Below are 24,691 nucleotides of genomic sequence, written 5' to 3'. Positions count from 1 at the left end.
CCTCGGTCGAGGGTCCGCCATCGTCACAGTGTCCCGCCCGACGCCACACGCACGGTGTACGGTGGCGCCGTCCGGCACACCCGGGCGCCGGTGCGGAAAAGGGCCGCCCCGGCCCGGCATGGTTTGCCGCCCGCGAAACCCGAAATGCGGGCGGCGCGTTACGTTGGACATCCGGACCGCCGGGGGTCGGCGGGCCGAAACTGGCCCGAACCGCGCGCCGGTGGCTACGAGCAGGAGTGAGGTCGGGGAGAGACGTGCCGAGCAACGCTGGAACCACCCGTCTGGTCATCGTCGAGTCACCGGCGAAGGCCAAGACGATCTCGGGCTATCTCGGCCCGGGGTACGTCGTGGAGGCCAGCTTCGGCCACGTCCGGGACCTCCCGCGCAACGCCGCCGACGTGCCGGCCAAGTACAAGGGCGAGTCGTGGGCCCGGCTCGGAGTGGACGTCGACAACGGCTTCCACGCCCTCTACGTGGTCTCCGCCGACCGCAGGCAGCAGATCAGCAAGCTGGTGAAGCTGGCCAAGGAGGTCGACGAGATCTTCCTGGCCACGGATGAGGACCGCGAGGGCGAGGCGATCGCCTGGCACCTGGTGGAGACGCTCAAGCCCAAGGTGCCGGTCAAGCGGATGGTCTTCCACGAGATCACCAAGCCGGCCATCCAGGCTGCGGTGGCCAACCCCCGCGAGATCGACCGCGACCTGGTCGACGCCCAGGAGGCCCGGCGCATCCTCGACCGCCTCTACGGCTACGAGGTCTCGCCCGTGCTGTGGAAGAAGGTCATGCCGAAGCTCTCGGCGGGCCGGGTGCAGTCCGTGGCGACCCGGATCGTGGTGGAGCGCGAGCGGCAGCGGATGGCCTTCCGCACGGCGGAGTACTGGGACATCCTCGCCACCCTGGCCGTGACGGACGCCGGCGAGGGGCCGCGCAACTTCAACGCCACCCTCGTCGCGCTGAACGGCGACCGGATCGCCACCGGCAAGGACTTCGAGCCGACCACCGGCCGGGTCAAGGCCGGCGCGGGCGTGGTGCACCTCGACTCCGGCGGCGCCCGGGGCCTCGCGGCCCGCCTGGAGGGTCGGCCGTTCACGGTCACCCGGGTCGAGGAGAAGCCCTACCGTCGCCGCCCGTACGCGCCGTTCATCACCTCCACCCTTCAGCAGGAGGCGGCCCGCAAGCTGCGGTTCTCGTCGCAGCAGACGATGCGCACCGCGCAGCGGCTCTACGAGAACGGCTACATCACCTACATGCGTACCGACTCGGTGAACCTGTCGGAGACCGCCATCGCGGCGGCCCGCCGGCAGATCGTCGAGCTGTACGGCGAGCGCAGCGTGCCGCCGGAGCCGCGCCGCTACACCGGCAAGGTGAAGAACGCGCAGGAGGCGCACGAGGCGATCCGCCCGGCGGGCGACAACTTCCGCACCCCGGGCGACGTGGCCAAGGAGCTGTCGGCCGAGGAGTTCAAGCTCTACGAGCTGATCTGGCGGCGCACCATCGCCTCGCAGATGACCGACGCCGTCGGCTCCAGCGTCTCGGTGCGGATCCGGGCCGTCTCCTCCGCCCAGGAGGAGGCCGACTTCGGCGCCACCGGCAAGACCATCACCGACCCGGGCTTCCTGCGGGCGTACGTCGAGTCCAGCGACGACGAGAACGCCGAGGCCGAGGACGCCGAGCGTCGCCTGCCCAACCTGGTCAAGGACCAGCCGCTCACCGCCGACGAGCTGGCCGCGCAGGGCCACCACACCCAGCCGCCGTCACGCTACACGGAGGCGTCGCTGGTCAAGGCCCTGGAGGAGCTGGGCATCGGCCGTCCGTCCACGTACGCGTCGATCATGCAGACGATCCAGGACCGCGGCTACGTGACCAAGCGCGGGCAGGCGATGATCCCGACCTTCCTGGCGTTCGCGGTGATCGGCCTGCTGGAACGGCACTACCCGCGCCTGATCGACTACGACTTCACGGCCAGCATGGAGAACGAGCTGGACGAGATCGCCGGCGGGGACCACGCCGCCGTCGACTTCCTCACCGCGTTCTACTTCGGCAGCGCCAACGGCGCCGGTGACCGGGACATCGCCCGCTCGGGCGGGCTGAAGAAGCTGGTCACCGAGAACCTCAACGAGATCGACGCGCGCAGCGTCAACTCGATCCCGCTGTTCACCGACGACGAGGGCCGCGAGGTCGTCGTACGGGTGGGCCGCTACGGTCCGTACCTCCAGCGGGCGGTGCCGGGCGAGCAGCAGGCGCCGGCCGCCGAGGGCGAGGAGGGCGGCGCCCAGGGCGACCGGGCGCCGATCCCCGAAGGGCTGGCGCCGGACGAGCTGACCCCGGAGAAGGTGCACGAGCTGTTCCTCGGCGGCGGGGGCGAGCGCAAGCTCGGCGACGACCCGGCCACCGGCGAGCCGATCCTGCTCAAGTCGGGCCGCTTCGGCCCGTACGTCTCCAGCGGCGAGCGCAAGTCGTCGCTACTGCGTTCGCAGTCGCCGGACTCGCTGACCTTCGACGAGGCGCTGAAGCTGCTCAGCCTGCCCCGGCTGGTCGGAGTGGCCCCGGACGGCGCCGAGGTCCTCGCCAACAACGGCCGCTACGGCCCGTACGTCAAGCAGGGCGACGAGTTCCGCTCGTTGGACTCCGAAGAGAAGATGTTCACCGTCACGCTCGACGAGGCGCTGGCCCTGCTGGCCGCCCCGAAGACCCGCCAGCGCAGGGCCGCCGCGCCGCCCCTGCGGGAGATGGGCGTCGACCCGCTGACCGAGAAGCCGCTCGTCATCAAGGACGGCCGCTTCGGCCCCTACGTCACCGACGGCGAGACGAACGCGTCGCTGCGGCGCGGTCAGACCCCGGAGGCGCTGAGCATCGAGGAGGCCTCCGAGATGCTCGCCGAGAAGCGTGCGAAGGGGCCGGCGCCGAAGAAGAAGGCCGCGGCGAAGAAGGCACCCGCGAAGAAGGCCACGGCGGCGAAGAAGACGGCTGCGGCGACCAAGTCGACGGCCGCGAAGAAGTCCACGACGGCCAAGGCCACCACGGCGAAGAAGGCTCCGGCCAAGAAGGCGGCTCCCCGGAAGGCCACCACCACCGCCGACTGACCGCCGGGCGGCTCGCCGGCACCTGCTGCCACTGCCACAAGAGATCTTGGCAGGTCCCGGCCCTTTGGAGGGCCACTGCCTGCCAAGGTCTCTTGCGTTGTCCACAGGGGCGGCGCGGCGCGGTGCCGCGTAGGCAGGGTGGAGGGCGTGAGACCGCGCTTCACGCAATCCCTGGCGGCGCTGGGCCGGGCGGTGCCAGGCGACGACGCCGACGAGTTGACCTGGTTGCTCTTCCGGCAGGACGAGGTGATCAGCCTCGACCAGGCGTTGCGACACCTGTCCCGCAAGGCGATCCGGCACCGGGTGACCAGCAGACGGTGGCGACACGTTCACCGTGGCGTCTTCGTCGCTCACAACGGGCCGATCGGTCCCGCACAGCTTCGATGGATCGCGGTGCTGGCCGCCGGGCCAGGCGCGATGCTTGGTGGGCTGACCGCCGCCCAGGCGGGAGGTCTGCGTGGCTTCTCTGACCTGGCGATCCATCTCCTGCTACCGGCCGGCCGGCGGCGAGAGCTGCCGCAGCGAGTGGTGGCGCACCGAACGACCCATCTGCCGGAGCGAGATGTGCTCGCGATCGGGCAGCCACGTCGGACGATGCCCGCCCGCTCGGTCGTGGACGCGGCGCAGTGGGCGCGTACCGACGCGGAGGCCCGGGCGATCGTCGCGGCAGGCTTCCAGCAACGGATCGTGTGCGAAAAAGATCTGCGCGACGTTCTCGACCGGATGCCCCGGCTGCGTCGCCGGAAACTGATCCTGACCGTCGCCACGGACGCGGCCGGCGGAGCACACTCCCTGGCCGAGCTGGACTTCCTGAGCCTGGCACGCCGCGCCGGCCTGCCCGAACCCACTAGACAGAGAATCAGGTACGACGCCACCGGACGGCGCCGCTACCTCGACGCGTACTTCGAGGAGTGGAGGGTGCACGTCGAGATCGACGGCGGGCAGCATCTCGACCCACGTGCGGCCTGGACCGACATGCGTCGCCAGAACGACCTGTGGGTCGAAGGGGACCGCGTCCTGCGCTTCCCCGCCTGGGCCCTTCGCACCCATCCGGGCGAGGTCATCGCCCAACTCCGTACGGCACTCCGCAGAGCGGGCTGGCCGGGTTGACGCCCCCGAACGCAATCTTGGAAGCTATCGGCCCCTCGCGGGGCCATTCCCTGCCAATATCTCGCCGCTCGCCGCTCGCCGCTCGCCGCTCGCCGCTCGCCGCTCGCCGCTCGCCGCTCGCCGGTCCCGGCTCCCCGATCGAGCCGGCGGAGCCAGAGCCTGGCGGCGGGCGGGTGGGGTCAGCCGAGGACTCGGGTGAGGTGGGGGTTGCTGAAGAGGTGGTGCGGGTCCAGGCGGGCGCGCAGCTCCTGGAAGTCCGCCCAGCGGGGGTAGGCCGCCGAGAGCGACTCCGCGTCGCGCCAGTGCAGCTTGCCCCAGTGGGGCCGACCGCCGAGGCTGGCGGCGACCTGCTCGAAGGCCTTGAAGTACGGCTCGTACGGCATGCCGACGTACTGGTGGACGGCCACGTACGCCGACTCGCGTCCGTGGCCGTGGGAGAGCCAGATGTCGTCGGCGGCGGTGAAGCGCACCTCGACCGGGAAGAGCACCTTGAACGGCAGCCCGTCGACGATCCGCCGCAGCGCGTCGAGCGCCTCGGGCAGGGCGTCGCGCGGCAGCGCGTACTCCATCTCCACGAAGCGGACCCGGCGCGGGGTGCAGAAGACCCGGTCGGAGCGGCCGGTGTAGCGGCGCTCGGTGAGCGCGCGGGCGGAGACGGCGCTGATGCCGGGGGCGAGCGCCGGCACGGCGCGGCCGAGGCGGCAGGCCCCGGCGAAGACCGTGTTGGAGAGGAACTCGTCGTCCAGCCAGCCGCGCCACCGGGGCAGGGGCAGGTCGTCGGCGGGCACCCGGTCATTGGCCTTGATCTGGGCGCGCTCGGTGTACGGGAACCAGTAGAACTCGACGTGGTCGTGCCGCCCGATCAGCGCGGGCAGCTCGTCGAGCACGGCGCCCAGTGGCGCCGGCCGCTCGTGGGCGCGGAGCACGAAGGCGTCCACGCAGCGCAGGGTCACCTCGACGAGGACGCCGAGCGCGCCCAGCGACACCCGGGCGGCGGCGAAGACGTCGGGGTGTTCGTCGGCGGAGCAGCGCAGCACCTCGCCGGTGCCGGTGACGAGGGTGAGCGCCTCCACGAACGTCGACAGGCAGCCGTACGCGGCGCCGGTGCCGTGGGTGCCGGTGGAGATCGCGCCGGCGATCGTCTGCGCGTCGATGTCGCCCAGATTGGGTAGGGCGAGGCCGTGGGAGGCGAGCAGGTCGTTGAGCGCGCGCAGGGTGATCCCGGCCGGTACGGTGACCAGTCGGCGACCGACGTCGACGCGTACCCCCGTGTCGAGGTCGGTCAGTTCCATCCGTCGTCCGTCGGTGACCGCGACGCCGGTGAAGGAGTGACCGCTGCCCACCGCCCTGATCCGGTCCCCGGTCGTCGCGGCGGCGCGGACGGCCTCGGTGACGTCGGCGAGGGAGGTGGGGCGCAGGATGGCAGTGGCAGTGGCCCGTTGGTTACCGGCCCAGTTGGACCAGGCTGTCACGGTTGGCGGTGTGCTACCGGCCATGTGCACTCCTCGACATGAATGTGAACTGCCTTCATATCAGCAACGTTGTCGCAGGTAAATACCGCAATCGAGGTTTGCTCGTTGTACCGGTAGTCACGAACCCGTGACGTGCAGATATGTTCATCCGTCGAAGGGGGGTGGCGAGTGTCCACACCAGCCGCCACAGCCGGGCCGCTGCGCCGCGTACCGGTGCAGGGTCGAAGTGTCGCACGGGTCCAGCGGATGCTGGACGCCTGCGCCGAACTCGTCGACGAGGTGGGGTACGAGGGGCTGACCACTACCCTCCTCGCCGAGCGTGCCGAGGTGGCGATCGGATCGGTCTACCAGTTCTTCCCGGACAAGCGGGCGATCGTGCAGGCGTTGACCCTGCGCACCATGGAGTCCTACCTCCAGCGCCTCGACGAGCGGTTCGCCGCCGACGACCTGACCCACTGGTGGGACGGGGTCGACGCGGGGATCGACGAGTACATCACGATGCACCGTACCGTCCCGGGCTTCCGTACCCTGCACTTCGGCGACGTGGTCGACCTGCACCTGCTCGACGAGCAGCGGGACAACAACGGGGTGATCGCGGACCAGTTGGCGCGGGTGCTCGCCGAGCGTTTCGGGCTCGACGTCCCCGATCTCCGGTTCTACCTGGAGATCGCCGTGGAGGCGGCCGACGCGCTGATCAAGTTGGCGTTCCGCCGGATGCCCGAGGGCGACGACCGGGTGCTGGCCGAGGCGAAGGCGCTGATCCGGGAGTACCTGCACCGCCAGGTCGACACCCCGGCCGAGGCCAACCAGCCCGGCTGACCCGCCGCCGGCCAACCAGCCGGGTCCGAGGCCGATCAGCCAGGTCGATGGCCGATCGGCCCGGCCGATCAGCCGGGCTGACGGGCGACGGCCGATCAGCCGGGCCGATGGCCGATGGTCGATCAGCCGGGCCGATGGCCGATGGTCGATCAGCCGGGCCGAGGGTGACGCCGAGGGTGACGCCGACGCCGACGCCGACGCCGACGCCGACCCAGAACCGGACGCCGGGGGCGGGCCGACGCCGGCAGGTCGGCGGTGCCGTGTTGGCGGCCGGATCACAGGAAGGCGTGGCCCTCGCCCCGGTAGGTGGGGACGGTGGCCACGATCGCGTCCCCCTCGACCAGGTGCAGCTCGTTGACGTGCTCGCACAGCTCGCCGGCCTTCGCGTGCCGGAACCAGACCCGGTCGCCGACCCGCAGCGTGCCGGCCGTCGGGCCGGACAGCGGGGTCTGCACCTCGCCGGCCCCCTCGGTGCCGACCAGCTTCAGGCCCTCCGGCAGCCACGGTCGGGGCAGCCGGCTGTCCTCGGCGGGCCCGGAGGCGATCCAGCCGCCGCCGAGCACGGTGACGAGGTCGGGACCGGGACGGCGGACCACGGCGCAGGCGAAGGACGCGGCCGGGGTGGGGCGCCAGGCGCGGTACGCGTCGAACAGCGTCGGCCCGTACAGGCCCGATCCCGCGGTGACCTCGGTGACCGCGGGGTCGGCGCTGGTCGCGGCCACGCTGCCGGTGCCGCCGCCGTTGACGAACTCCAGGTCGGCGTGTTCGCGTACGGCGGCCACCGCCGCGCTCCGGCGGGTCAGCAACTCGCGGTACGACCTGCGCTGGGCCAGCCGGATCGCGGAGCCGAGCACCGCCCGCCCGGGCGGCGCGTCGCCGAGGCCGGCGATCTGCGCCTCGTACGCCATCAGCCCGACCAGCCGGAAGCCGGCGCGCGCCGCGATGGTGGCGGCGAGCGCGCCGGCCGCCCGCACGCTGTGCACCGGCGAGCGGCGCACCCCGACGTGCACGCGCCCGCCGAGGGGTCGCCAGGAGGCGTCCAGCTCTAGGCAGACCCGCAGCTCGGGACGGCGCCCGGGCGGGCACACGGCGTCGATGAGGTCGAGCTGGTCGGTGCCGTCGATCATCAGCGTGACGGCACCGGCGAGCGCCGGGTCGGCGGCGAGCGCGGCGAGCGCCCCCCGGTCGGCTGTGGGGTACGCGACCAGCGCGTCGTCGGTCACTCCGGCGCGGACGAGCCAGAGTGCCTCGGGCAGGGTGAAGGCCATCACGCCCCGCCAGCCGGGTCGCGCCAGCGCCCGGCTGATCAGGTCGCGGGCGCGTACCGACTTGCTGGCGATCCGGACCGGCTTGCCGTCGGCCCGGTCGACCAGCTCGGCGGCGTTGCCGTCGAAGGCCGTGAGGTCGACGACGGCGTACGGCGGGTCGAGGTGGGCGGTCGCCCGTTCGAGACGGTCACGAAGTTTGTCGCTTTCGATGGCCACGAGTGCACGCTAACTGTCCGACGGTCAATGCGAAATACCCTCGCGTCTGTCCGGGCTGCGGGCGGTGGCCGCGGCGGCCTAGGCTCGGCGAACAGGAGAATGTCGCGGCGGGGTGGGTCCCCACCGGGTCTAGAGTGTTCCACCGGGACTGCCCAGCGATGGGCCGGCACGTGGAGGTACGGCCATCGAAAGCCAGTTCAACGGCGAGTCGCCCGGCGTGTCGTCGTCCTCGAGCAAGCCCGGCAGCGCCACCGAGAAGCCCGGGCCGGACCACTCCGGTTACGCCGCCATCCGTTCGGTGTTGCGGATCACCCCGTTCCGCCGGCTCTGGATCGTGCTCGGCGCGGCGTCGTTCGGCGACTGGTTCGGCCTGCTCGCCACCAGCGTCTTCGCCGCCTCCCAGGTCGAGGGGAGCACCGCCCAGGGTGCCGCGTTCGGTGGCGTGATCGCCATCCGGCTGCTGCCGGCGCTGGTGCTCGGCCCGGTCGCCGGCGTACTGGCCGACCGGTTCGACCGGCGCTGGACCATGGTCATCTGCGACGTGCTGCGCTTCCTGCTCTTCGCCTCGATCCCGCTCGCCGCGCTGCTCGGCGCCCCCGGCGGCGCGGTGGTCGCCTGGGCGGCGATCGCCACCTTCCTGATCGAGTCGATCACGCTGCTGTGGATCCCGGCGAAGGAGGCCGCGGTCCCCAACCTGATCCCGCGCGCCCGGCTGGAGGCCGCCAACCAGCTCACGCTCATCACCACGTACGGCCTCACGCCGGTCCTCGCCGCGCTGGTCCTCGCCGCGCTCGACGGCATCGTGCGGGCGGCCACCGGAGGCTCGACGCCGAACTGGGCCGCGCCGGCCGACCTGGCGCTCTGGTTCAACGCGTTCTCCCGGCTGGCCACCGCGCTGGTGGTGGCGTACGGCATCAAGGAGATCAGCCAGGGCAAGGGCGGCGAGCGGGACGGCACCGAGCAGAGCATGCTGCGCCAGTTCAAGGAGGGCTGGCGCTACATCGGCCAGACCCCGCTGGTCCGCGGCCTGGTGCTCGGCATCTTCGGCGCGTTCGCCGGCGGCGGCATCGTGATCGGCACCGCCAAGTTCTTCGCGACCTCGCTCGGCGCCGGTGACGCGGCCTTCTACCTGCTCTTCGGCGCCATCTTCGTGGGTCTCGCGCTCGGCATCGGGCTCGGCCCGATGATCGTCAAGGAGATGTCCCGCCGGCGCTGGTTCGGCATGAGCATCGTGCTGGCCAGCGCCTCGGTGATGGCCCTGGCCTTCGCCATCCACCTCTCCATGGCGATGGTCGGCGCGGTCCTCGTCGGCGCGGGCGCCGGAATGGCGTTCCTCTCCGGCACCACCCTGCTCGGCGGGGAGATCGCCGACGAGGTGCGCGGCCGGGTCTTCGCCGTGGTGCAGATCGGCACCCGGCTGGTGCTGATCCTCGCGATCGGCCTCAGCAGCCTGCTCGCCGGCGTCGGCGGCTCGCGCCGGCTGGAACTGGCCGACCTGGGCGTGTCGATCTCGTCCACCCGACTGCTGCTGCTCGCCGCCGGGGCCGCCGGCATCTTCGCCGGGATCAGCGCGTTCGGGCAGATGGACGACAAGAAGGGCGTCCCCGTCCTGGCCGACCTCTGGGGCTCGATCCGGGGCCGCCCGCTGATGCCGGCCGAGCCGTTCGTCTCCGCCGGCCTCTTCGTGGTCTTCGAGGGCGGTGAGGGCGCCGGCAAGTCCACCCAGCTCGCCGCGCTCGCCGAGCGGCTGCGCGGGCAGGGACGCGACGTGGTGGTGACCCGTGAGCCGGGCGCCACCGCCGTCGGCGAGCGGATCCGGTCGCTGCTGCTCGGCGCGCCCGGCTCCGACGTGCCGTCGCCGCGCGCCGAGGCGCTGCTCTACGCCGCCGACCGGGCGCACCACGTGGCCACCGTCGTCCGGCCGGCGCTCGTGCGGGGCGCGGTGGTGATCAGCGACCGGTACGTCGACTCGTCGCTGGCGTATCAGGGGGCGGGGCGGACGCTCCCCGTCGACGAGGTCTCCTGGCTGTCGTCCTGGGCCACCGGGGGGCTCAAGCCCGACCTGGTGGTGCTGCTGGACGTCGACCCGCGTACCGGCCTGTCCCGGGTGGCCAGCCGTGCCGAGGCGGCCGACCGCCTGGAGGCCGAGTCCGTCACCTTCCACGAGCGGGTCCGCTACGCCTTCCTCGACCTCGCCGCCGCCGACCCGAAGCGCTACCTGGTGCTCGACGCGTCCCGCCCGGTGGAGGAGATCGCCGGGCAGGTCAGCCGTCGGGTCGAGGAGATGCTCGGCGCCCCGGGCGGCATCGTGCACCCGCGCCCCGCGAACGGGCCGGACACCTCGGTGCAGCCGGAGTTATCCGAATCGGAGCTGGTACCGATGGAGCACCGGACCTGATGCCCGACGTCTTCGCCGACCTGGTCGGGCAGGACGAGGCGGTCGACACGCTGCGCCGTGCCGCCGCCGCGGCGTCCGCCGTGCTGCGTGCCGCCGCCGTCGCGCCCACGACCGACGCCGCCGGGGACGAGTTCGACGCGCTCGCCGAGGAGTCGGACGGCCCGCCGCCGCCGGCCGCCGTCGACGCGGGGGCGGGGATGACGCACGCCTGGATCTTCACCGGGCCGCCCGGCTCGGGGCGGTCGGTGGCGGCGCGGGCCTTCGCCGCCGCGCTCCAGTGCGCGTACGGCACCGGCTGCGGCACGTGTCCCGGCTGCCACACCACAATGGCGGGCACGCACGCCGACGTCCGACTGGTGGTGCCGGAGGGGCTCTCCATCGGCGTCAACGAGATGCGGGCGCTGGTGCTGCGCGCCGCCAGCACCCCGTCGGGCGGGCGCTGGCAGGTGGTGATCATCGAGGACGCGGACCGGCTCACCGAGGCCGCCGGCAACGCGCTGCTCAAGGCCGTCGAGGAGCCGCCACCGCGTACGGTCTTCCTGCTCTGCGCCCCGTCCACCCACCCGGACGACATCTCCGTGACCATCCGGTCGCGCTGTCGGGTCGTACCGCTGGGGCAGCCCTCGCCGGACGCGGTGGCCGAGGTGCTGGTCCGCCGGGACGGCGTCGCGCCCGACGTGGCGCGGTGGGCTGCGGCGGCGGCGCAGGGGCACGTGGGCCGGGCCCGCCGGCTGGCCCGCGATCCGGAGGCGCGCAAGCGTCGGGAGGCCGTCCTCGCGGTGCCGCGCCGGCTGACCGGCGTGGGTGCCGCGTTCGACGCGGCGTCGGCGCTGATCGAGGCGGCGGAGGCGGAGGCCGAGGCGTCCGTCGCGGAGGCCGACGCGGCCGAGCGGGCGGCGCTGGAGACCGCGCTCGGCGCCGGCGGCACCGGGCGCGGGGCGGCCGGCGCGATCCGGGGCGCCGCCGGGCAGCTGAAGGACCTGGAGAAGCGGCAGAAGAGTCGGGCCACCCGGGCACAGCGGGACGCGCTCGACCGGGCGCTGGTCGACCTGGCCGGCTTCTACCGCGACGCGCTCACCATGGCGCTGCGTGCCCCCGTGGCGCCGGTGCACACCGACACCGCCACGCTGGCCGGGGCGGGCGCGCAGAAGTGGGACGCCGAGGGGGCGCTGCGCCGCCTGGAGGCGGTGCTGGAGTGCCGCGCGGCCATCGAGGCGAACGTCAAGCCCCGCATCGCCGTCGAGGCGATGATGCTCTCGCTCTGGAAGGGCTGAGCGCACCGACCACCTCCGGTCCCGCCGGCCGGACCGGCTGTCCACAGGCATCGACACGCGCGATTGCTGTGCGGTACGGTCCGGTGTGCCGTGGTGACGGTGGCGGCACGCACAGTGATTTCCTGCTCGGGAGGAGTCCGCCGATGCCGCGGGGGGAGATCGACGAGGCCTGGATCGAGGAGGCGGTGCGGCGCTACCGCCGCATCGAGTCCCTTCAGGCCGAGTTCGACCAGGCGGTGTCGACCGTCGAGGTGACCGTCCGATCGCCCGACGGGCTGGTGGAGGTGATCGTCACCGCCGGCGGGCGGATCACCGACGTGCGGTTCCTCGGCCCGCTGCACACCCGCAACCCCCGTGACGTCGCCGGCTCGGTGCAGGCGGCGGTCACCGCGGCTGCCGACGCCGCCCAGTGGGCCCGGGAGAAGCTGCACAACGAGACCTTCGCCGCCTACCGGCCGCTGGCGGGAGCCTGAGATGGAGAGCCTGCGCGCCCTCGCCGCCCGGCTCGACGCGGCGAGCGAGACCATGACCACCGTGTCCCGCACGGTCACCGCCGGTGACCCGGCCCAGGTCGCGTTCGGCGCCGACGCTCCCGGCCGGCCCGGCGAGATCGGGCGGGCCCTGCACCGGCAGTGGACCGCCGCCACCGGCGACCGGGCCCGGGAGGCGCACGCCGCCGCCCAACGGTTGGCCGCCGCCGCGACGGCGGTGCGGGCCGCCGCCGACCGTTACGCCGACGTCGACCGCGCCGCGCACCACCGGCTGACCGGGGAGGTGTGATGGACGCGCTGGACCGGCTCGCCGAGCCCGGCCTCGACCTGCTCCGCCGCGTCGACACGCTGCTCGCCGCCGGAGCCCCCGAGGGCCACCGCGTGTGGCCGCTGCTGCGGCGGATGCAGGTGCTCCCCGGCGAGGCGGTCCGCAACTTCCTCGACCTGCATCCGGCGCCGTTGGCTGCCGCCGGGCACAGCGCGCGCCGCCTGATCCGGGGCTACGACGACGCCTGCGCCGCGCTGACCGACCCGGTGCTCTGGTCCGGCCCGGCCGCGTCGTCGTACGGGCAGGCGCGGGCGGCGCTGCTGCGCCACCTCGACGAGGGGCCGGACAGCCTGGTCGGCCGGCTGGAGTCGACGGCCGGCTACGCCGACGCGCTCGCCGACTGGGTGGAGGGCAGCCGGCTCGCCCTCGCCCGGGCGCTGGCCGACGTCCTGCGCTGCGCCGAGGCGGTGACCGTGGTCGCCGCGACGTCGTTGCCGACGGGGGTCGCGGGGCAGCGTGGGGCGGCGGGGCCCGGCGGGACCGAGGCCGCCGAGATCGCCGCGCGGGTGCTGGCGGTGCTCTGCGTCGCGTACGACGGGGCGGAGACCCTGCTGCGCCAGTGGGCGCCGAGCCTCGCCGAGGCCCGCTGGCGGGCGCCGGTGACCGAACGCCCCCGCTACGACACCCCCACCCGCGTCGGCTGGTGACGCGCACTCGGTGACCGCAACCACGAGCGCGGCCGCTCCGGGCGCACGTGCCGTAGTCGGGCGGCGACTGCCGGCCCGGTGGCCCCGGTCCCCGCGTCGTAGGGTGTGAGGCATGGGCATGCTCTGCGCGGTCAGCTTCCAGCGGTACGGGCGCCTCTACTACCTGGACCCGGGCGAGTTCCGCCCCCAGGTCGGCGACAAGGTGCTGGTGCCGACCGACGACGGGCCCGAGGTCGCCGAGTGCGTCTGGGCGGCGCAGTGGGTCACGGAGGAGACCGACGGCTTTCCCCGGCTGGCCGGCCTGGCCGGTGAGGAGGACCTCCGCCGCGACGAGGCGGTACGCCGCCGCAAGGCCGAGGCCAAGGTCGCGGCGAAGCGGCTGATCCGGGAGCACGCCCTGCCGATGAAGGTGGTGGCGATCGACCACGTCCTCGCCGCCGCCGAGGGTGGCGGCGAGCGGAGCACGATCTACTTCACGGCCCCCCACCGGGTGGACTTCCGGGCGCTGGTCCGGGACCTCGGCGCCACCCTGCACTGCCGGGTCGAGCTGCGCCAACTCTCCGCCCGGGACTCGGCGCGGGTGCAGGGCGGCATCGGCTCCTGCGGCCGGGACCTCTGCTGCGCCACCTTCCTCACCGACTTCGAGCCGGTCACCATCCGGATGGCGAAGGAGCAGGACCTGCCGCTCAACCCGCTGCGCATCTCCGGCGCGTGTGGTCGGCTGATGTGCTGCCTCAAGTACGAACACCCGCTCTACGCGGGTGGCGGCACCTTCCTGAAGGAGTGCAGCAAGGCCGGCTCGTGCGGCCCTCGCCGGGCGTACGACACCCGGACCAGCCCCGCCTGACGGGCGGACGCGGCGCGCCGACGTGGAAAGAGGGTCGCCCTCCGCGCCGGAAACGCGGAGGGCGACCGGTGTACGGGATTGCCGGTTACCGGACGTCGGTGAGACCGTAGGCGCGGTCGATGGTCTGCAAGACGCGATTGCCCGACCGGTCCCACGCCTCGGTGCGTACGGACACCGCACCGCTGGTCCCGGCCAGCTTCGGGTGTACGACCAACGCGTGGTAGCTGCCGCCGAGCCCCGGCACGACGACCGCCTGCTTCCAGGTGGCCCCGTCGTCGTACGACACCCACGTACGCAGCCCGGCGATCCGGGGAGCGTTCGGCGCGGCGTGCGGGGTGACCTCGAACCGGTACGCCCGCCCGGCCATCGTGGTGTCGGTCAGCGACAGGTCGAAGTCGTGTTCGAGCTGGATCAGCGGCTGCCAGTCGCACCGGCCGCTACCGATGCGGATCTGCTCGGTGTAGCAGGACGCCGGCTCCTGCACGGTGCCGGTCGCGCTGGTCGACCGGAACGTCCAGTCGGTGGCGATCCGCTTCGCCAGGTTCTGCCCGGAGAAGTTGTCCTGGCGGACGGTGCGCAGCGTGTACTGGCCCGGCGTCGACGGCACGGTCCAGTGCATGAAGTTCGTCCCCCGGCCGGGTGGCGGATTCGGGGTGACGGGGACGCCGTCGCGTTCGAGGGTCGCCTGCACCCGTCGGGCGCCGGAGACGGAACTGGTCAGGTCCGCCGCTGACGATGAGCGTTCCAGCACGTAGATGGTGTCCCCGTCCCGGCAGCCCATGCAGGTGCTGGACAGGGACGGGTGGCTCGGCAGGGTGCCCAGCACGACCGGCGGCTGGTGGATCTTCTCGGTCCTCGTGACCGGCCGGGGGAACATGCCCACGTGGTCGGAGCCTCGGCTGGCCCCGTCGGCGGGGTTGTGCACGGTGAAGTACCGCGCCCAGAGGATCTCCGGACCGGACGCGTTGTAGTACTCGGTCCGGGCGACCGGCACGTTGTAGGCGTGCGCGGCGTTGGCGCTGAAGTTCTGCCCGGGAGAGTACGTGTGGCTGACCTCGTGCGCGTTCGTCTCGTACTGCGGCGCGGAGACCTGGGCGTGCTGCTCGCTGCGCACCTGGACGAGGTCCCGGTGCCGGACGCTGCCGACCGGCTTGGCGGGCATCCGGCCTTCGGTGTGGTGGCGCAGCTTGTACTCGTACGGGCTGACGACTTGGGCGTCGATGTCGACGAAGGGACGCTTCGCACCGGCGAGCACCTTCGCCACCTTCGCCCCCTAGTCACCGTCGAGCCACAGCAGCGGCAGCCGGGGCTTGACGACGTCGTACGGGGGGATCTGTTCGTAGGAGCCGGGATCGTTGCGGCCGGCGAAGTACTGGAGCACGCCCGCCGCTCCGGCCTCGGTGGCCCGCTCGATGTCGTCGACGTACCAGACGTCGGCCGGGGTGTCGAGGAAGACGAGCTTGCCCCTGACGTCCCGCCCGGCCAGCAGGTCCGCCCGGCTGGCGAGCTGGAGCCGCTGGTCGGTGGTGAACTTGGGCGCGAACTCGGCGTCGGTCAGGTACGTCGGGTTGACCTTCACCCGGCCGTTGCCGTGCACGGTGGTGGTGGCCTCCGGCGCGGCGAGCAACTGCTCGAACCAGGTCCAGTAGTCACCGATGGTCGGCTTGACCCGGGTCGGTACGACGTGGGTCCGCCAGCTGTACGCGTGCCCCGGACCGCTGTACCAGATGCTGGCGTAGTTGGCGCCGGACGCCGTGGAGAAGCTGCTGCCCATGGCCCGGTGCACCGCCTCGCTCGGCAGCGGCGTGTCGATCTTCTCGACCTCCACGAGGTCGCGGGCGAGGTCGTACTCGATGGTGGTGTTCCCGGTGATCTTGTATTGCGGGTCCTCGATCCAGGCCTGGTGCCGGAACGACCTCCCGTCGCCCCAGTAGGCGCCCCAGCAGCTCACGTGGTACTCGCCGTCCGGGACGTATCCGGTGCCCTGCATGTCCTTGCCGCCCAGCGGGACGGACATCATGACCTGGTAGTTCGTGTCGTCCCGGAGGTTGCGGAAATCGCAGGGGGCGGCGCCGATGGCGAGGGGCTCGCCGGGCCGGCTGAGGATCCGGGTGGTGACCTGACGCATCGGCGGCTGTCGGATGAGCCCGACCGCGAGGGTCAGCCGGGTTCCGGTGGCCTCGTCGGTGGCGACGAACGACCCGGTGTAGCTGCCGATGTCGAGCCCGGTGGCGTCGAGGGTCAGCGTGGCCTGCGCGGTGCCGCGGGCCGGCACGGTGACCGAGGCGGGCGTGGAGAGGGCGCCGGTGACGTCGCCCCCGCCGACCCTGCGCAGCGTCGGGGTCAGGGTGAGGGTGACCGGCTGGTCGGTGGGATTGTGGTAGCCAACCTGCCGCTCGATGCGGGGCTCGGTGTTCGGCGACACGGTGCCGAAGTCGACGTTCACCGTGCTGGTGGTGACCTGCTGGCGGACCGCGCGGGCCAGGTCCAGCCGGCCGGCGCCCTGTTCGTAGGCGGTGTGGCCGTTGTCCTTGCTGGTGCCGATCAGCGTCGGCTTGAGCTGGGCGGCGGTCCAGTCCGGGTGCTGCTGGGCCAGCACGGCGGCGGCGCCCGCCACGTGCGGAGTCGCCATCGAGGTGCCGTTCGCCGAGGTGTAGAGGTTGTCGACCGGGGTGCCCATCGAGGTGCCGGTGGCACGGGCGGCGACGATCCCCACGCCGGGGGCGGAGATGTCCGGCTTGATGGCCCGGTCACCGAGCCGGGGGCCACGGCTGGAGAAGCTGGCGAGTTCGTCCGTCTTCGAGGTCGCACCCACGGTCAGCGCCGCGTCCGCGGCACCCGGGGCGCCGACGGTGTTCTCCTGGCCGGAGTTGCCCGCGGCGATGACGAAGAGCGTGCCCGTCTCGGCGGTCAGCCGGTTGACCGCCTGGCTGGCCGGATCGGTGCCGTCGGTCGGCGCGCCACCGAGGCTCATGCTGACGACCTTCGCGCCGCTGGTGGTGGCCCACTCCATCGCGTCGATGATCCACGACATGTCGCCGCTGCCGGCGTCGTCGAGCACCTTCGCGACGAGCAGGTCCGCGCCGGGGGCGACGCCCTTGCGCGCCCCGGCCGAGCCGGCGCCCGTGCCGGCGATGGTGGCCGCGACGTGGGTGCCGTGGCCGTGCCCGTCCGCCACCGACTCGACGTTCGGCACGAAGCTCTTCGAGCTGACGACCTTGCCCCGCACGTCCGGGTGGTCGGCGTCGATGCCGGTGTCGAGCACCGCAACCTTCACCCCGGTGCCGTCGAGCCCTGCGGCCCACGCCTGCGGCGCACCGATCAGCGGCACGCTCTCGGCGAGGTCGACCTGCACCTTCTGGTCCAGCCACACCTTGCCGACTCCCGAGCCCAGCGCCGGTGCGGCGGTCGCCGCCGCCGGCCCACGGGCAGCGGCGGCCCGGTCGGCGCCACCGGTCAGCGCGGTCCAGAACTCATCCGTCCGGGCCTTGTCCACGACCAGGCCCGCGCCGGCCACGCTGGGCAGGTCACGCCGTACGGTGGTGCCGGGCAACGCCGCCGGGGCGGCCTTCCGGACCGTCGCACCGGCGCCGTAGCTCACGATCACCGGCATCGTCCGGGCGGCGTCGTCGCCGTACCCGTTGCGGGCCAGGTACCGCACGTCGAACAGTTCCCGGTCCAGCAGGCCCCTGGCCACCAGATCCTGCGCCGACTGGGGAATTACGTAGACCCCGGTCGGGTCCGAGTAGGAACGGAAACCGTCCGCCGCGGCAGGGCCGTCCGGCGAACTGATCACCGTGGCGCTGCTCCGGCCGTCCGTTCCTTCCGCGTACCGCACCCGGTGGCCGGTGATCAGGGTGACGGTCGCCTCGAGGCCATCGCCGGTGCCGGTGGTCGTCGTGGTCGGCTCCGGTTCGCCGGCCGTCGGTGCGGCGGTCACCGGTGACGGAACCCCGATGGTGGCGACGGCCACCGCGACGGCGAGGCCGCAGGCGACCCCGCCACGCCGTGATCGCCGTTGGATCAGGCTCGACATGAATATTCCTCTCCAAAGGGGTGTACGCAGGGGGAACGGATGCGTTCCGTGGAGCTTCGCAGCGGCTCCGGCGTCACGGAAGCCATCCGTCTGCCTGGTTCACGCCACTGGCGTGAATGGGGCACCCTCCGGAAGGGACCCTCGCCGGCCCAGGTGACGGTGGGTACGGACCAGATCACGCGGTCAGACGAGCAACCGCGCGACCCTTGTCGCCACCGCCGGGCAGGGGCAGCATGACCGGATGCGGGATGATCAACGGTCGATCCCCGACCTTGGCCTGTCCCCCGGGCAGCAGGCCCTCTACGAGTCACTGGTCGCCAGCCCGGACCCGGTGTCGGCCGACGTCGCCGGGACCGCCGACTTCGCGCGCCTGGCCGAGCTGGGCCTGGCCACCCGGCTGCCCGGTCAGCCTCCCCGGTGGACGGCGGTGGCACCCGACGTCGCGCTGGGCTCCCTGCTGTCCGAACGCCGGGAGTCCCTGCGCGAGCTGCGCCAGCGGGTGACCCGGATGGCCGACCGGTTCCAGCGAGCCGCCACCGCCGAACACTCGGAATTGGTCGAGGTGCTGCACGGCCGCGCCGCCATCCACGCCGCCTTCCAGGAGCTCAGATGCAGCGCCGAGCGGGAGTTGCTGATCTTCGACGCGCCGCCGTACCTGAACGCGTTCGCATCGCCCTCCGAGGAGGCGGAGCGTCGGGAGGTACGGATGCGCACCATCTACGACCGGGAGGGCGTGGCCATCCCGGGGCGCCTCGCCCAGCTCGCCCGCTTCGTCTCCGCGGGTGAGCAGGCCCGGGTCGCGGACGTGCCGATGAAGTTGATGCTCTGCGACCGGCAGGTCGGCCTCGTACCGTTGCGACCGGACCTCGCGCTGGAGACCTGTCTGCTGGTCCGCGACTCCGTCCTGCTGTCGGCACTGTCGGCCCTCTTCGAGAGCCTGTGGGAGCGGGCCGTGCCGCTGGACGTGGGGGTCCGGCAGCGAGTCGAGTCGGACCCGGACGCGCCGTCGGACCTCGAACGTGACCTCCTCGCGCTGCTGGTTGCCGGACTGACCGAACAGGACGTCGCCGAACACCTCGGCCGCCACCCGCGCACCGTCCGCCGGCACATGAACCGGCTGTTCGCCCGGCTCGACGCGGTGACCCGGTTCCAGGCCGGCTACCAGGCCGTCCAGCGCGGCTGGCTGACCGCCGAAGAGCGGGAGGAGCTGTGTACGAACTGATCGGCGACGCCGAGGAGACGGCCTACGATTTGCTGCTCGAACGCCCCGGCACCACCCTCGCCGAGCTCGCCGCGATGTGGTCGGGGCCGGGCCGACTGGCCGACGCGCTCGCCCGGCTGGAGGCCGCCGGCCTGGTCGGCGTCCAGCCCGGAACCCCGCCCCGGTACACCGCGTCCGCCACCGACGTCGTCGCCGGGCTCCTGCAGGAGCGCGAGGCGTCCCTGGAGCGGACGCACGAGCACGTCCTGCGGCTCACGGAGGCGTACCGGGAGGCCCGCGCCGACGTGGACCCACACGTCGTCGAGGTGGTGCGGGGTCGCCGCGCGATGGAGCAGGCGGTCAACCAGGTGCAGCGCAGCGCCCGACGGGAGCTGTGCTGCTTCGACAAGCCGCCGTACGTCCACCTGCAGAGCACCGCCGCGACCGACCGGGAACTGCTCGCCGCCGGCGTGCAGTCCCGCTGCATCTACGACCGTACGGCCGTGGAGGAGAGCGGTGGGCTGCCCACGATCGAGGAGCTGATCCGCGCCGGGCAGCAGGCTCGTGTCCTGCCCGACCTGCCGATGAAGATGTACATGGCCGACGACCAGCAGGCGATCCTGCCGATGCAGCCCGGTCCCATCGGGCAGGAGAGCGCCATCATCGTCCACCCGTCGGCGCTGCTCGACGCGTTGCGCACGCTGTTCGACAGCCTCTGGAACCGGGCGGTGCCACTGCACCTTCCCGCCCAGCGCGGCGGCGGCGAGGGCCGGAACCGGGGCACCGAGATCGACGACGGGCGGTTGGTGGTGCTGCTGCTGTCCGGGTTGACCGACGAGGCGATCGCCCGCCAGATCGGCGTCGGCTACCGCACCGTGCAACGGCGGATCGCCACGCTGATGAGCGACCTCGGCGCGCGCACCCGGTTCCAGGCCGGCGTCCAGGCGGCGTTCCGCCAGCTCTCCTCCCGCCCCGCGGGTGGCGGCAGGCCGTCGCTGCCCGATGAGCGACGATGAGCCGGCGGCCCCGGCTGCCGGCCGCGGCGGAAACCGGGGCGCCTCAGGTGATGGTGACGGGAGGCTCGGCCAGGCGGGGGCGCAGCGGCTGCCTCGGGACCAGCCAGGAGGACTCGGGGGACTCGTCGGGGTTGACCTGCCAGTCGCGGGCCACCCGGTCGACGGCGATCGGATAGATCGTCAGGGCGCCGTCGGGGTCGATGCGCAGCCGCAGGAACGCCTTCGCGTCCTCGATGCCCTGGCCGGCGAAGAGCTCGTTGACGTTCACCCCGAACGCGCCCGCCACCAGCAGGTACGCGGCCACCAACTGGCTCGCCACCAGCCCGATCACCGGCCCGTAGAGCACCGCCGCGGCGGCGGCCGGCAGCGGCCACGGCCAGTCGTAGAAGGGCAGCGCCAGCCACGCCCAGGTGCCGGCGGCGGCCAGCCCGATCTGGGCCAGGCCGTGGCCCACGCCGAGGATCCAGTGCCGGGCGTGCCGCTTCCCGCCCGAGCTGGGCGGCTTGGCGAAGAACGCCGCGCTGAGCATAGTGACGATCAGCATCGCCATCAGCGGCACGCTGAACAGCCGCTGCTCGGTGCCCTCCGGGTTGCTCGCGACCCCGGCCATCGCCAGCATCAGCAGCGTGTGCAGGGTGCCCAGCAGGGTGGTGAAGCCCGGGTTGCGCAGCGGCAGGCGGGGGAAGATCCCCCAGGCGTACCGCCGGGAGCGCGCGGCGTCCGGGTAGCTGCCGGCCAACTCGTACGGGTGGGAGGCGCTGGCCCGCCGGGCGAGGGTGTCGCGCGGCGGCACCTCGATCCGCTCCGGGAGCTGGTGCGTCGGGTAGAGGTACGCGCCGCCGCCCCCGCAGGTGATCAGCTGCCGCTCCGGGCCGGCGTACCGGGCGTAATGGTGCAGGTCACCGGAGATCAACAGCCGCACCTGGGCCCCGGTGGGCGCGACGATCGTACGGATGAAGTAGTCGATCGAGTCGTACGCCGTGGGGTGGTCGACGGCCTTGACCCACGTCGGCGCCGGCACGGCCACGATCACCCGGCTCTGCGGGCCCAGCCGCTCGGCGACCCGGTCGAAGTAGGTGAGCTGCGGATCGTCGAGGTACGAGCCGGACTGGTCGTCGAGGCCGAGCAGCCACCAGTCGGCGGGCAGCTCGACGGCGAAGTACGAGCGGGACTGGCCCGTCTCCCAGCCCCCGAAGTGCCGGTCCCGGGACCGGACGAAGAGTCGCAGGAAGGCGGTCAGGCCGTCGTACCAGTCGTGGTTGCCCGGGACCGCGAAGAGCGTGGGCCGCTCGGGCGGCGTGACCGGCAGCGCGGCCTGATAGGGCCCCTTGCACCGGTCCTCGTAGGCCTCGAACGCCGCCGACGGGTAGACCTGGTCGCCGCCCATCACCAGGGTCTGCGCGCGGGGCAGCCGGTGCCCGTCGACTTCCAGCTCCCGTTGGGCGATCAGGTAGGCAACCGAGTAGGTGGCGTTGAAGCCGTCGCCCAGGTCGGCCACGTAGTCCAGCCAGAGCCCGCCGTCCGGCCCGACCTGCCGCGCGATGCCCGCATCGAGGGAGTTCTGCAGCTCCCGCTTGTCCAGGTACGCCCCGAAGAGCATCGCCAGCAGCGTACGGATGCCGGTGCTGACCAGCAGGAACGGCGCGAGCCACGGCACCGGCTTGCGCGGCGTGAAGCCCAGCTCCCGGGGATCGGTGCCGCCCGGCCGGCGCGCCGCCCGTCCGCCGCCCGCCTCGCTCGCGTGCGGGCTCTCCGCCGCGCCGTCCTGCGGATCCACGTCGGGGGCGCGATCGTCGTTCACCCGCCGCAGCGTAGTCCCGGCGGGCGGCGGTCGCTGTCCGGCGGGCGACGGTTCGGGCCCCGATGTCCGGATGGGGAACCCGCTCGGCCGCGCGGCGGGTCGTGCCGTACACTTGCTGATCGTTGCCGCCTTAGCTCAGTCGGCTAGAGCGACGCACTCGTAATGCGTAGGTCGACGGTTCGATTCCGTCAGGCGGCTCGGGTAACCGAAAGGCCCCGTGACCAGGCTAGACAGCCGGTCACGGGGCCTTTTTCGTGCCCTTCGAAGATCAGCTATCGACGGTCGGGGTTGCGCCCTTCGGTTGCAGTAGCGCCGCGAGGTTGCCGTCCATCAGCGCCGACACCGCCCGGTCCACCGCCTCCCGCTGGGTCCGCTTCGCCACGTCCACGTAGATCCTGGTCGTCGAAATCTGGGTGTGGCCGAGGATCTCCTGCACCACGCTGATGTCCGTGCCGGACGCCACGAGCATCGTGCCGGCAGCGTGCCGGGCCGCGTGGAGCCGCGCATCGTCGACACCCGCGCGGCGCAGCAGTTCCTCCCACGCCCGGTGGTCGGCACTGGCGTCGATCGGCTTCCCCCATGGCGACGTGAACACCAGCTCCTGCGGCGTCCACTCGCGGCCGATGAGCCGAAACTGCTCCTGCTGCCGCTCCCGCTGGCGTCGCAGCAGCTCGACCAGCACGGCCGGCAGCACGGCCGGCCGCACGCTCTTCTCGGTCTTCAGCTCCACCTCCTGGAGCCCGCCGTCCACCCGCTGCGGGCAGCGCCGTGCGTGGCCCGTGCAACCCGGCTTGCACAGCGGCGGGCACGCCCGGACGTGCCGGGCGCAGGCGGCACCAGGCCGCCGCCGAGGGCAGAGGTGCGGCCTAGGTCGGCACGCCTGGGGGTCCCGGCAGCCGTGCTCCCACGGCGGCCGGCACGGCTCCGTGCGGTGCTTGCCCTCTGTGCACGCCACAGGGTCGTCGCAGCCGTGCTGCCACGCCCTGCGCTGAAGCTGCGTCTCCAGCTCGACGTGTGGCTCCTCCCCGGCGGGCGGGTCCAGGTGCACTCGGGGCCAGCGGATCCCGAGCGTCTCCCCCTGCCGTGGGCCGAGGAGCAGGCCGAGCAGCCACCTCGCCGCCATCTCGTCCTTGAGGGCCTCCTGGATGACCGCTTCCGTCTCAGCGAGGGTCAGCGCGGCGACCCGCCCGGGCCGGTAGCTCGGCGGCTCGATCAGGTCGCACACGTTGCGGGCCGCCTTGCCCCGCCGCACCGCCGCCTTCAGCGCGGCGCTCAGCATCCGGTGGGTCTTGTGGATCGTGCCCGGCGACAAGGTCGGGGCCCGGTCGGCGCCGCGGCTGCCCCGCACGATCTTCGTGGCCGCCATCTTGGTGTACATCGCCTCGACGTGCTCGGGTTCCAAGCGGCGGGTGTGACCGTCGAGCCGCCACCCGCCGATGTTCGGCACCACGTAGTTGTGGATGAGCGCCCGGTACGCCGTGTACGTGCCGTACGCGCGGCGCGGCTTCACGACGTGCTCCAGCCAGTGCGTCAGCCACTGCTCGACGGTCTCGATCTTCTGCGGCACGCCGTGACCGCGCTTCGCCCGGTCGAGCAGCTCGTCGACGCGCTTGGCGACTTCCGAGGCGGTCTTCGCCTTGCGGTGCTTCCGGTCCGGTTTCCCGTCCGGTCGCGTTCCGAGCGTCACCCAGCAGTGGTACAGCCCGTCGCTGCCCAGGTAGATCGAAGGCCGGCGGTTGGGCTGTCGGGGCATGGGTGCATCACTCCCTGGCGAGGTGCCTCAGCGTCGCGCGGATCGTGGTCTTCTCGGCGGCCGACACGTTGGGGTCGTTGAGCTTGCGCATGATGGCACGGATGTCGGGGTCGACGATCGGCTCGGGCGCCGTCGGCTGCCGGGAACCATCCCATCCGAGAATCTGGGACGCGGTCGTCACCGGGACGCCGAGACCCTCGCAGAAGGCCAGGACCTTCTCTCGCTGCGGGTTCGGGTTCTCCGCTCGGGTCCACCGGTAGATGGTGGCCCGGCCGACGCCCGTGCGCTCCTCCACCATCTCGATGGACAGCCCGCGCTCTCGGGCTTCGGTCAGCGCACGCTTGACGAACGCGCCGAACATGACGACGCGCTGGTCCTGACTCCGTGGCGGCACATCGTCACGATAGGTGCCGCCTTCGGCTCCGGCGTGCCGAACGCGGCTCGATTGCCATAGTCGGCTATCCGCCGATGGTGGCTGCGACAGGGGCATTGGGCGGATATCGACGAGAGCCATGGCGACAGCCTAGGGCTGACCGGGTGTCCAGACAGTATCCGAAAGTATGAGCGTTGCCATAGTTGGCAATGACGCAACATGGTTGCTATCTTCAGTGCCATGAGTGGCAACGAGAGAGCCGAAACCGGCAACGGGCCGACGCTCGTCATCCAGACCGCACCGCTCGTGCTGCGCCTCCCCGCCGCCGGCGAGTTCCTCGGCGGCATCACCCGACAGACCGTCGCGCGGCTCATCGCCGAGGGCGAGCTGGAGCCGGTCTGGATCGGCGGGACCCGCATGGTCTGCCGCCGGTCCTGCGAGGAGTACGTCGAGCGCCAGCGCAAGAAGGCCCGCGCCGCGCGGGGCACCGACGCAGCGCTGGTCGCCGCCTGAACGAACGAAGCCCCCGCGGCAACGGGGGCTTCCACCCGGACAACC

At 72.7% G+C, this 24,691-nt stretch carries 18 protein-coding genes, 1 tRNA gene and 1 pseudogene; 13 read left to right on the top strand and 7 right to left on the bottom strand.

From position 1 onward, the window contains the following. Window positions 1-254: 254 nt before the first annotated feature. Together topA and ACGFIG_RS09580 are read left to right on the top strand one after the other, a co-directional pair. Window positions 255-3,083: a type I DNA topoisomerase gene (gene topA / locus ACGFIG_RS09585; protein WP_393000939.1), complete on the top strand. Its 2,829-nt coding sequence runs from the start codon at window positions 255-257 to the stop codon at window positions 3,081-3,083. A gap of 147 nt (window positions 3,084-3,230) precedes the next feature. After that, window positions 3,231-4,193 (top strand): DUF559 domain-containing protein, encoded by a 963-nt coding sequence (locus ACGFIG_RS09580; RefSeq protein WP_393000937.1) that lies wholly within the window; start codon window positions 3,231-3,233, stop codon window positions 4,191-4,193. Window positions 4,194-4,372: 179 nt separating this feature from the next. Here ACGFIG_RS09580 and ACGFIG_RS09575 read toward each other — a convergent pair whose 3' ends face one another. Next, window positions 4,373-5,689 (bottom strand): D-arabinono-1,4-lactone oxidase, encoded by a 1,317-nt coding sequence (locus ACGFIG_RS09575; protein ID WP_393000935.1) that lies wholly within the window; start codon window positions 5,687-5,689, stop codon window positions 4,373-4,375. A gap of 222 nt (window positions 5,690-5,911) precedes the next feature. Here ACGFIG_RS09575 and ACGFIG_RS09570 point away from each other — a divergent pair, with 222 nt between their 5' ends. Then, window positions 5,912-6,484, top strand: coding sequence for a TetR/AcrR family transcriptional regulator (locus ACGFIG_RS09570; RefSeq protein WP_393001407.1), 573 nt, complete (start codon window positions 5,912-5,914; stop codon window positions 6,482-6,484). A gap of 275 nt (window positions 6,485-6,759) precedes the next feature. Here ACGFIG_RS09570 and ACGFIG_RS09565 read toward each other — a convergent pair whose 3' ends face one another. Next, complete coding sequence (locus ACGFIG_RS09565; protein ID WP_393000933.1) at window positions 6,760-7,968, bottom strand: amino acid deaminase/aldolase; 1,209 nt, start codon at window positions 7,966-7,968, stop codon at window positions 6,760-6,762. A 334-nt stretch (window positions 7,969-8,302) separates the two neighbouring features. On the opposite strand from ACGFIG_RS09565, the gene tmk reads away from it, so the two are divergent. The 6 genes and pseudogenes from tmk to ACGFIG_RS09535 form a co-directional block, all read left to right on the top strand. Beyond that, window positions 8,303-10,366: a dTMP kinase gene (gene tmk / locus ACGFIG_RS09560; protein WP_393001405.1), complete on the top strand. Its 2,064-nt coding sequence runs from the start codon at window positions 8,303-8,305 to the stop codon at window positions 10,364-10,366. Then, window positions 10,366-11,640 (top strand): DNA polymerase III subunit delta', encoded by a 1,275-nt coding sequence (locus ACGFIG_RS09555; protein WP_393000931.1) that lies wholly within the window; start codon window positions 10,366-10,368, stop codon window positions 11,638-11,640. The genes tmk and ACGFIG_RS09555 overlap by 1 nt, the downstream gene beginning before the upstream one ends. A gap of 143 nt (window positions 11,641-11,783) precedes the next feature. Next, complete coding sequence (locus tag ACGFIG_RS09550) at window positions 11,784-12,113, top strand: YbaB/EbfC family nucleoid-associated protein (RefSeq protein ID WP_393000929.1); 330 nt, start codon at window positions 11,784-11,786, stop codon at window positions 12,111-12,113. 1 nt (window position 12,114) lies between these two features. Then, a complete protein-coding gene (locus tag ACGFIG_RS09545) occupies window positions 12,115-12,420 on the top strand; it encodes a hypothetical protein (protein WP_393000927.1) in 306 nt (101 codons plus the stop codon). After that, complete coding sequence (locus ACGFIG_RS09540; RefSeq protein WP_393000925.1) at window positions 12,420-13,106, top strand: hypothetical protein; 687 nt, start codon at window positions 12,420-12,422, stop codon at window positions 13,104-13,106. The genes ACGFIG_RS09545 and ACGFIG_RS09540 overlap by 1 nt, the downstream gene beginning before the upstream one ends. A 112-nt stretch (window positions 13,107-13,218) precedes the next feature. Continuing rightward, window positions 13,219-13,860 (top strand): annotated as a pseudogene (locus tag ACGFIG_RS09535) (stage 0 sporulation family protein); the annotation flags it as partial. Window positions 13,861-14,038: 178 nt separating this feature from the next. Here the strand turns inward: ACGFIG_RS09535 and ACGFIG_RS09530 are convergent. Both ACGFIG_RS09530 and ACGFIG_RS09525 read right to left on the bottom strand, forming a co-directional pair. After that, complete coding sequence (locus ACGFIG_RS09530; protein ID WP_393000923.1) at window positions 14,039-15,208, bottom strand: hypothetical protein; 1,170 nt, start codon at window positions 15,206-15,208, stop codon at window positions 14,039-14,041. 18 nt (window positions 15,209-15,226) lie between these two features. Beyond that, complete coding sequence (locus ACGFIG_RS09525) at window positions 15,227-17,989, bottom strand: S8 family serine peptidase (protein ID WP_393000921.1); 2,763 nt, start codon at window positions 17,987-17,989, stop codon at window positions 15,227-15,229. A gap of 241 nt (window positions 17,990-18,230) precedes the next feature. Here ACGFIG_RS09525 and ACGFIG_RS09520 point away from each other — a divergent pair, with 241 nt between their 5' ends. Together ACGFIG_RS09520 and ACGFIG_RS09515 are read left to right on the top strand one after the other, a co-directional pair. After that, entirely contained in the window at window positions 18,231-19,211 is a 981-nt protein-coding gene (locus ACGFIG_RS09520) for a LuxR C-terminal-related transcriptional regulator (RefSeq protein ID WP_393000919.1), read from the top strand. Further along, a complete protein-coding gene (locus ACGFIG_RS09515; RefSeq protein WP_393000918.1) occupies window positions 19,199-20,206 on the top strand; it encodes a hypothetical protein in 1,008 nt (335 codons plus the stop codon). The genes ACGFIG_RS09520 and ACGFIG_RS09515 overlap by 13 nt, the downstream gene beginning before the upstream one ends. A 43-nt stretch (window positions 20,207-20,249) precedes the next feature. On the opposite strand, the gene ACGFIG_RS09510 is transcribed toward ACGFIG_RS09515, so the two are convergent. Then, window positions 20,250-22,127 carry a metallophosphoesterase family protein gene (locus ACGFIG_RS09510; protein WP_393001403.1) on the bottom strand — a complete coding sequence of 626 codons (1,878 nt, stop codon included), beginning with the start codon at window positions 22,125-22,127 and terminating at the stop codon, window positions 20,250-20,252. A gap of 4 nt (window positions 22,128-22,131) precedes the next feature. Here ACGFIG_RS09510 and ACGFIG_RS09505 point away from each other — a divergent pair. Further along, window positions 22,132-22,205, top strand: a tRNA-Thr gene (locus ACGFIG_RS09505). A gap of 70 nt (window positions 22,206-22,275) precedes the next feature. On the opposite strand, the gene ACGFIG_RS09500 is transcribed toward ACGFIG_RS09505, so the two are convergent. After that, window positions 22,276-23,760 carry a tyrosine-type recombinase/integrase gene (locus ACGFIG_RS09500; RefSeq protein WP_393000916.1) on the bottom strand — a complete coding sequence of 495 codons (1,485 nt, stop codon included), beginning with the start codon at window positions 23,758-23,760 and terminating at the stop codon, window positions 22,276-22,278. 7 nt (window positions 23,761-23,767) lie between these two features. Then, entirely contained in the window at window positions 23,768-24,274 is a 507-nt protein-coding gene (locus tag ACGFIG_RS09495; RefSeq protein WP_393000914.1) for a helix-turn-helix domain-containing protein, read from the bottom strand. Window positions 24,275-24,373: 99 nt separating this feature from the next. On the opposite strand from ACGFIG_RS09495, the gene ACGFIG_RS09490 reads away from it, so the two are divergent. Beyond that, window positions 24,374-24,646, top strand: coding sequence for a helix-turn-helix domain-containing protein (locus ACGFIG_RS09490; protein ID WP_393000912.1), 273 nt, complete (start codon window positions 24,374-24,376; stop codon window positions 24,644-24,646). Window positions 24,647-24,691 lie beyond the last annotated feature (45 nt).

This window comes from Micromonospora sp. NPDC049048 (assembly GCF_043197615.1).
Classification (GTDB): domain Bacteria; phylum Actinomycetota; class Actinomycetes; order Mycobacteriales; family Micromonosporaceae; genus Micromonospora.
This window is presented reverse-complemented; position numbering and strand designations above follow the sequence as displayed.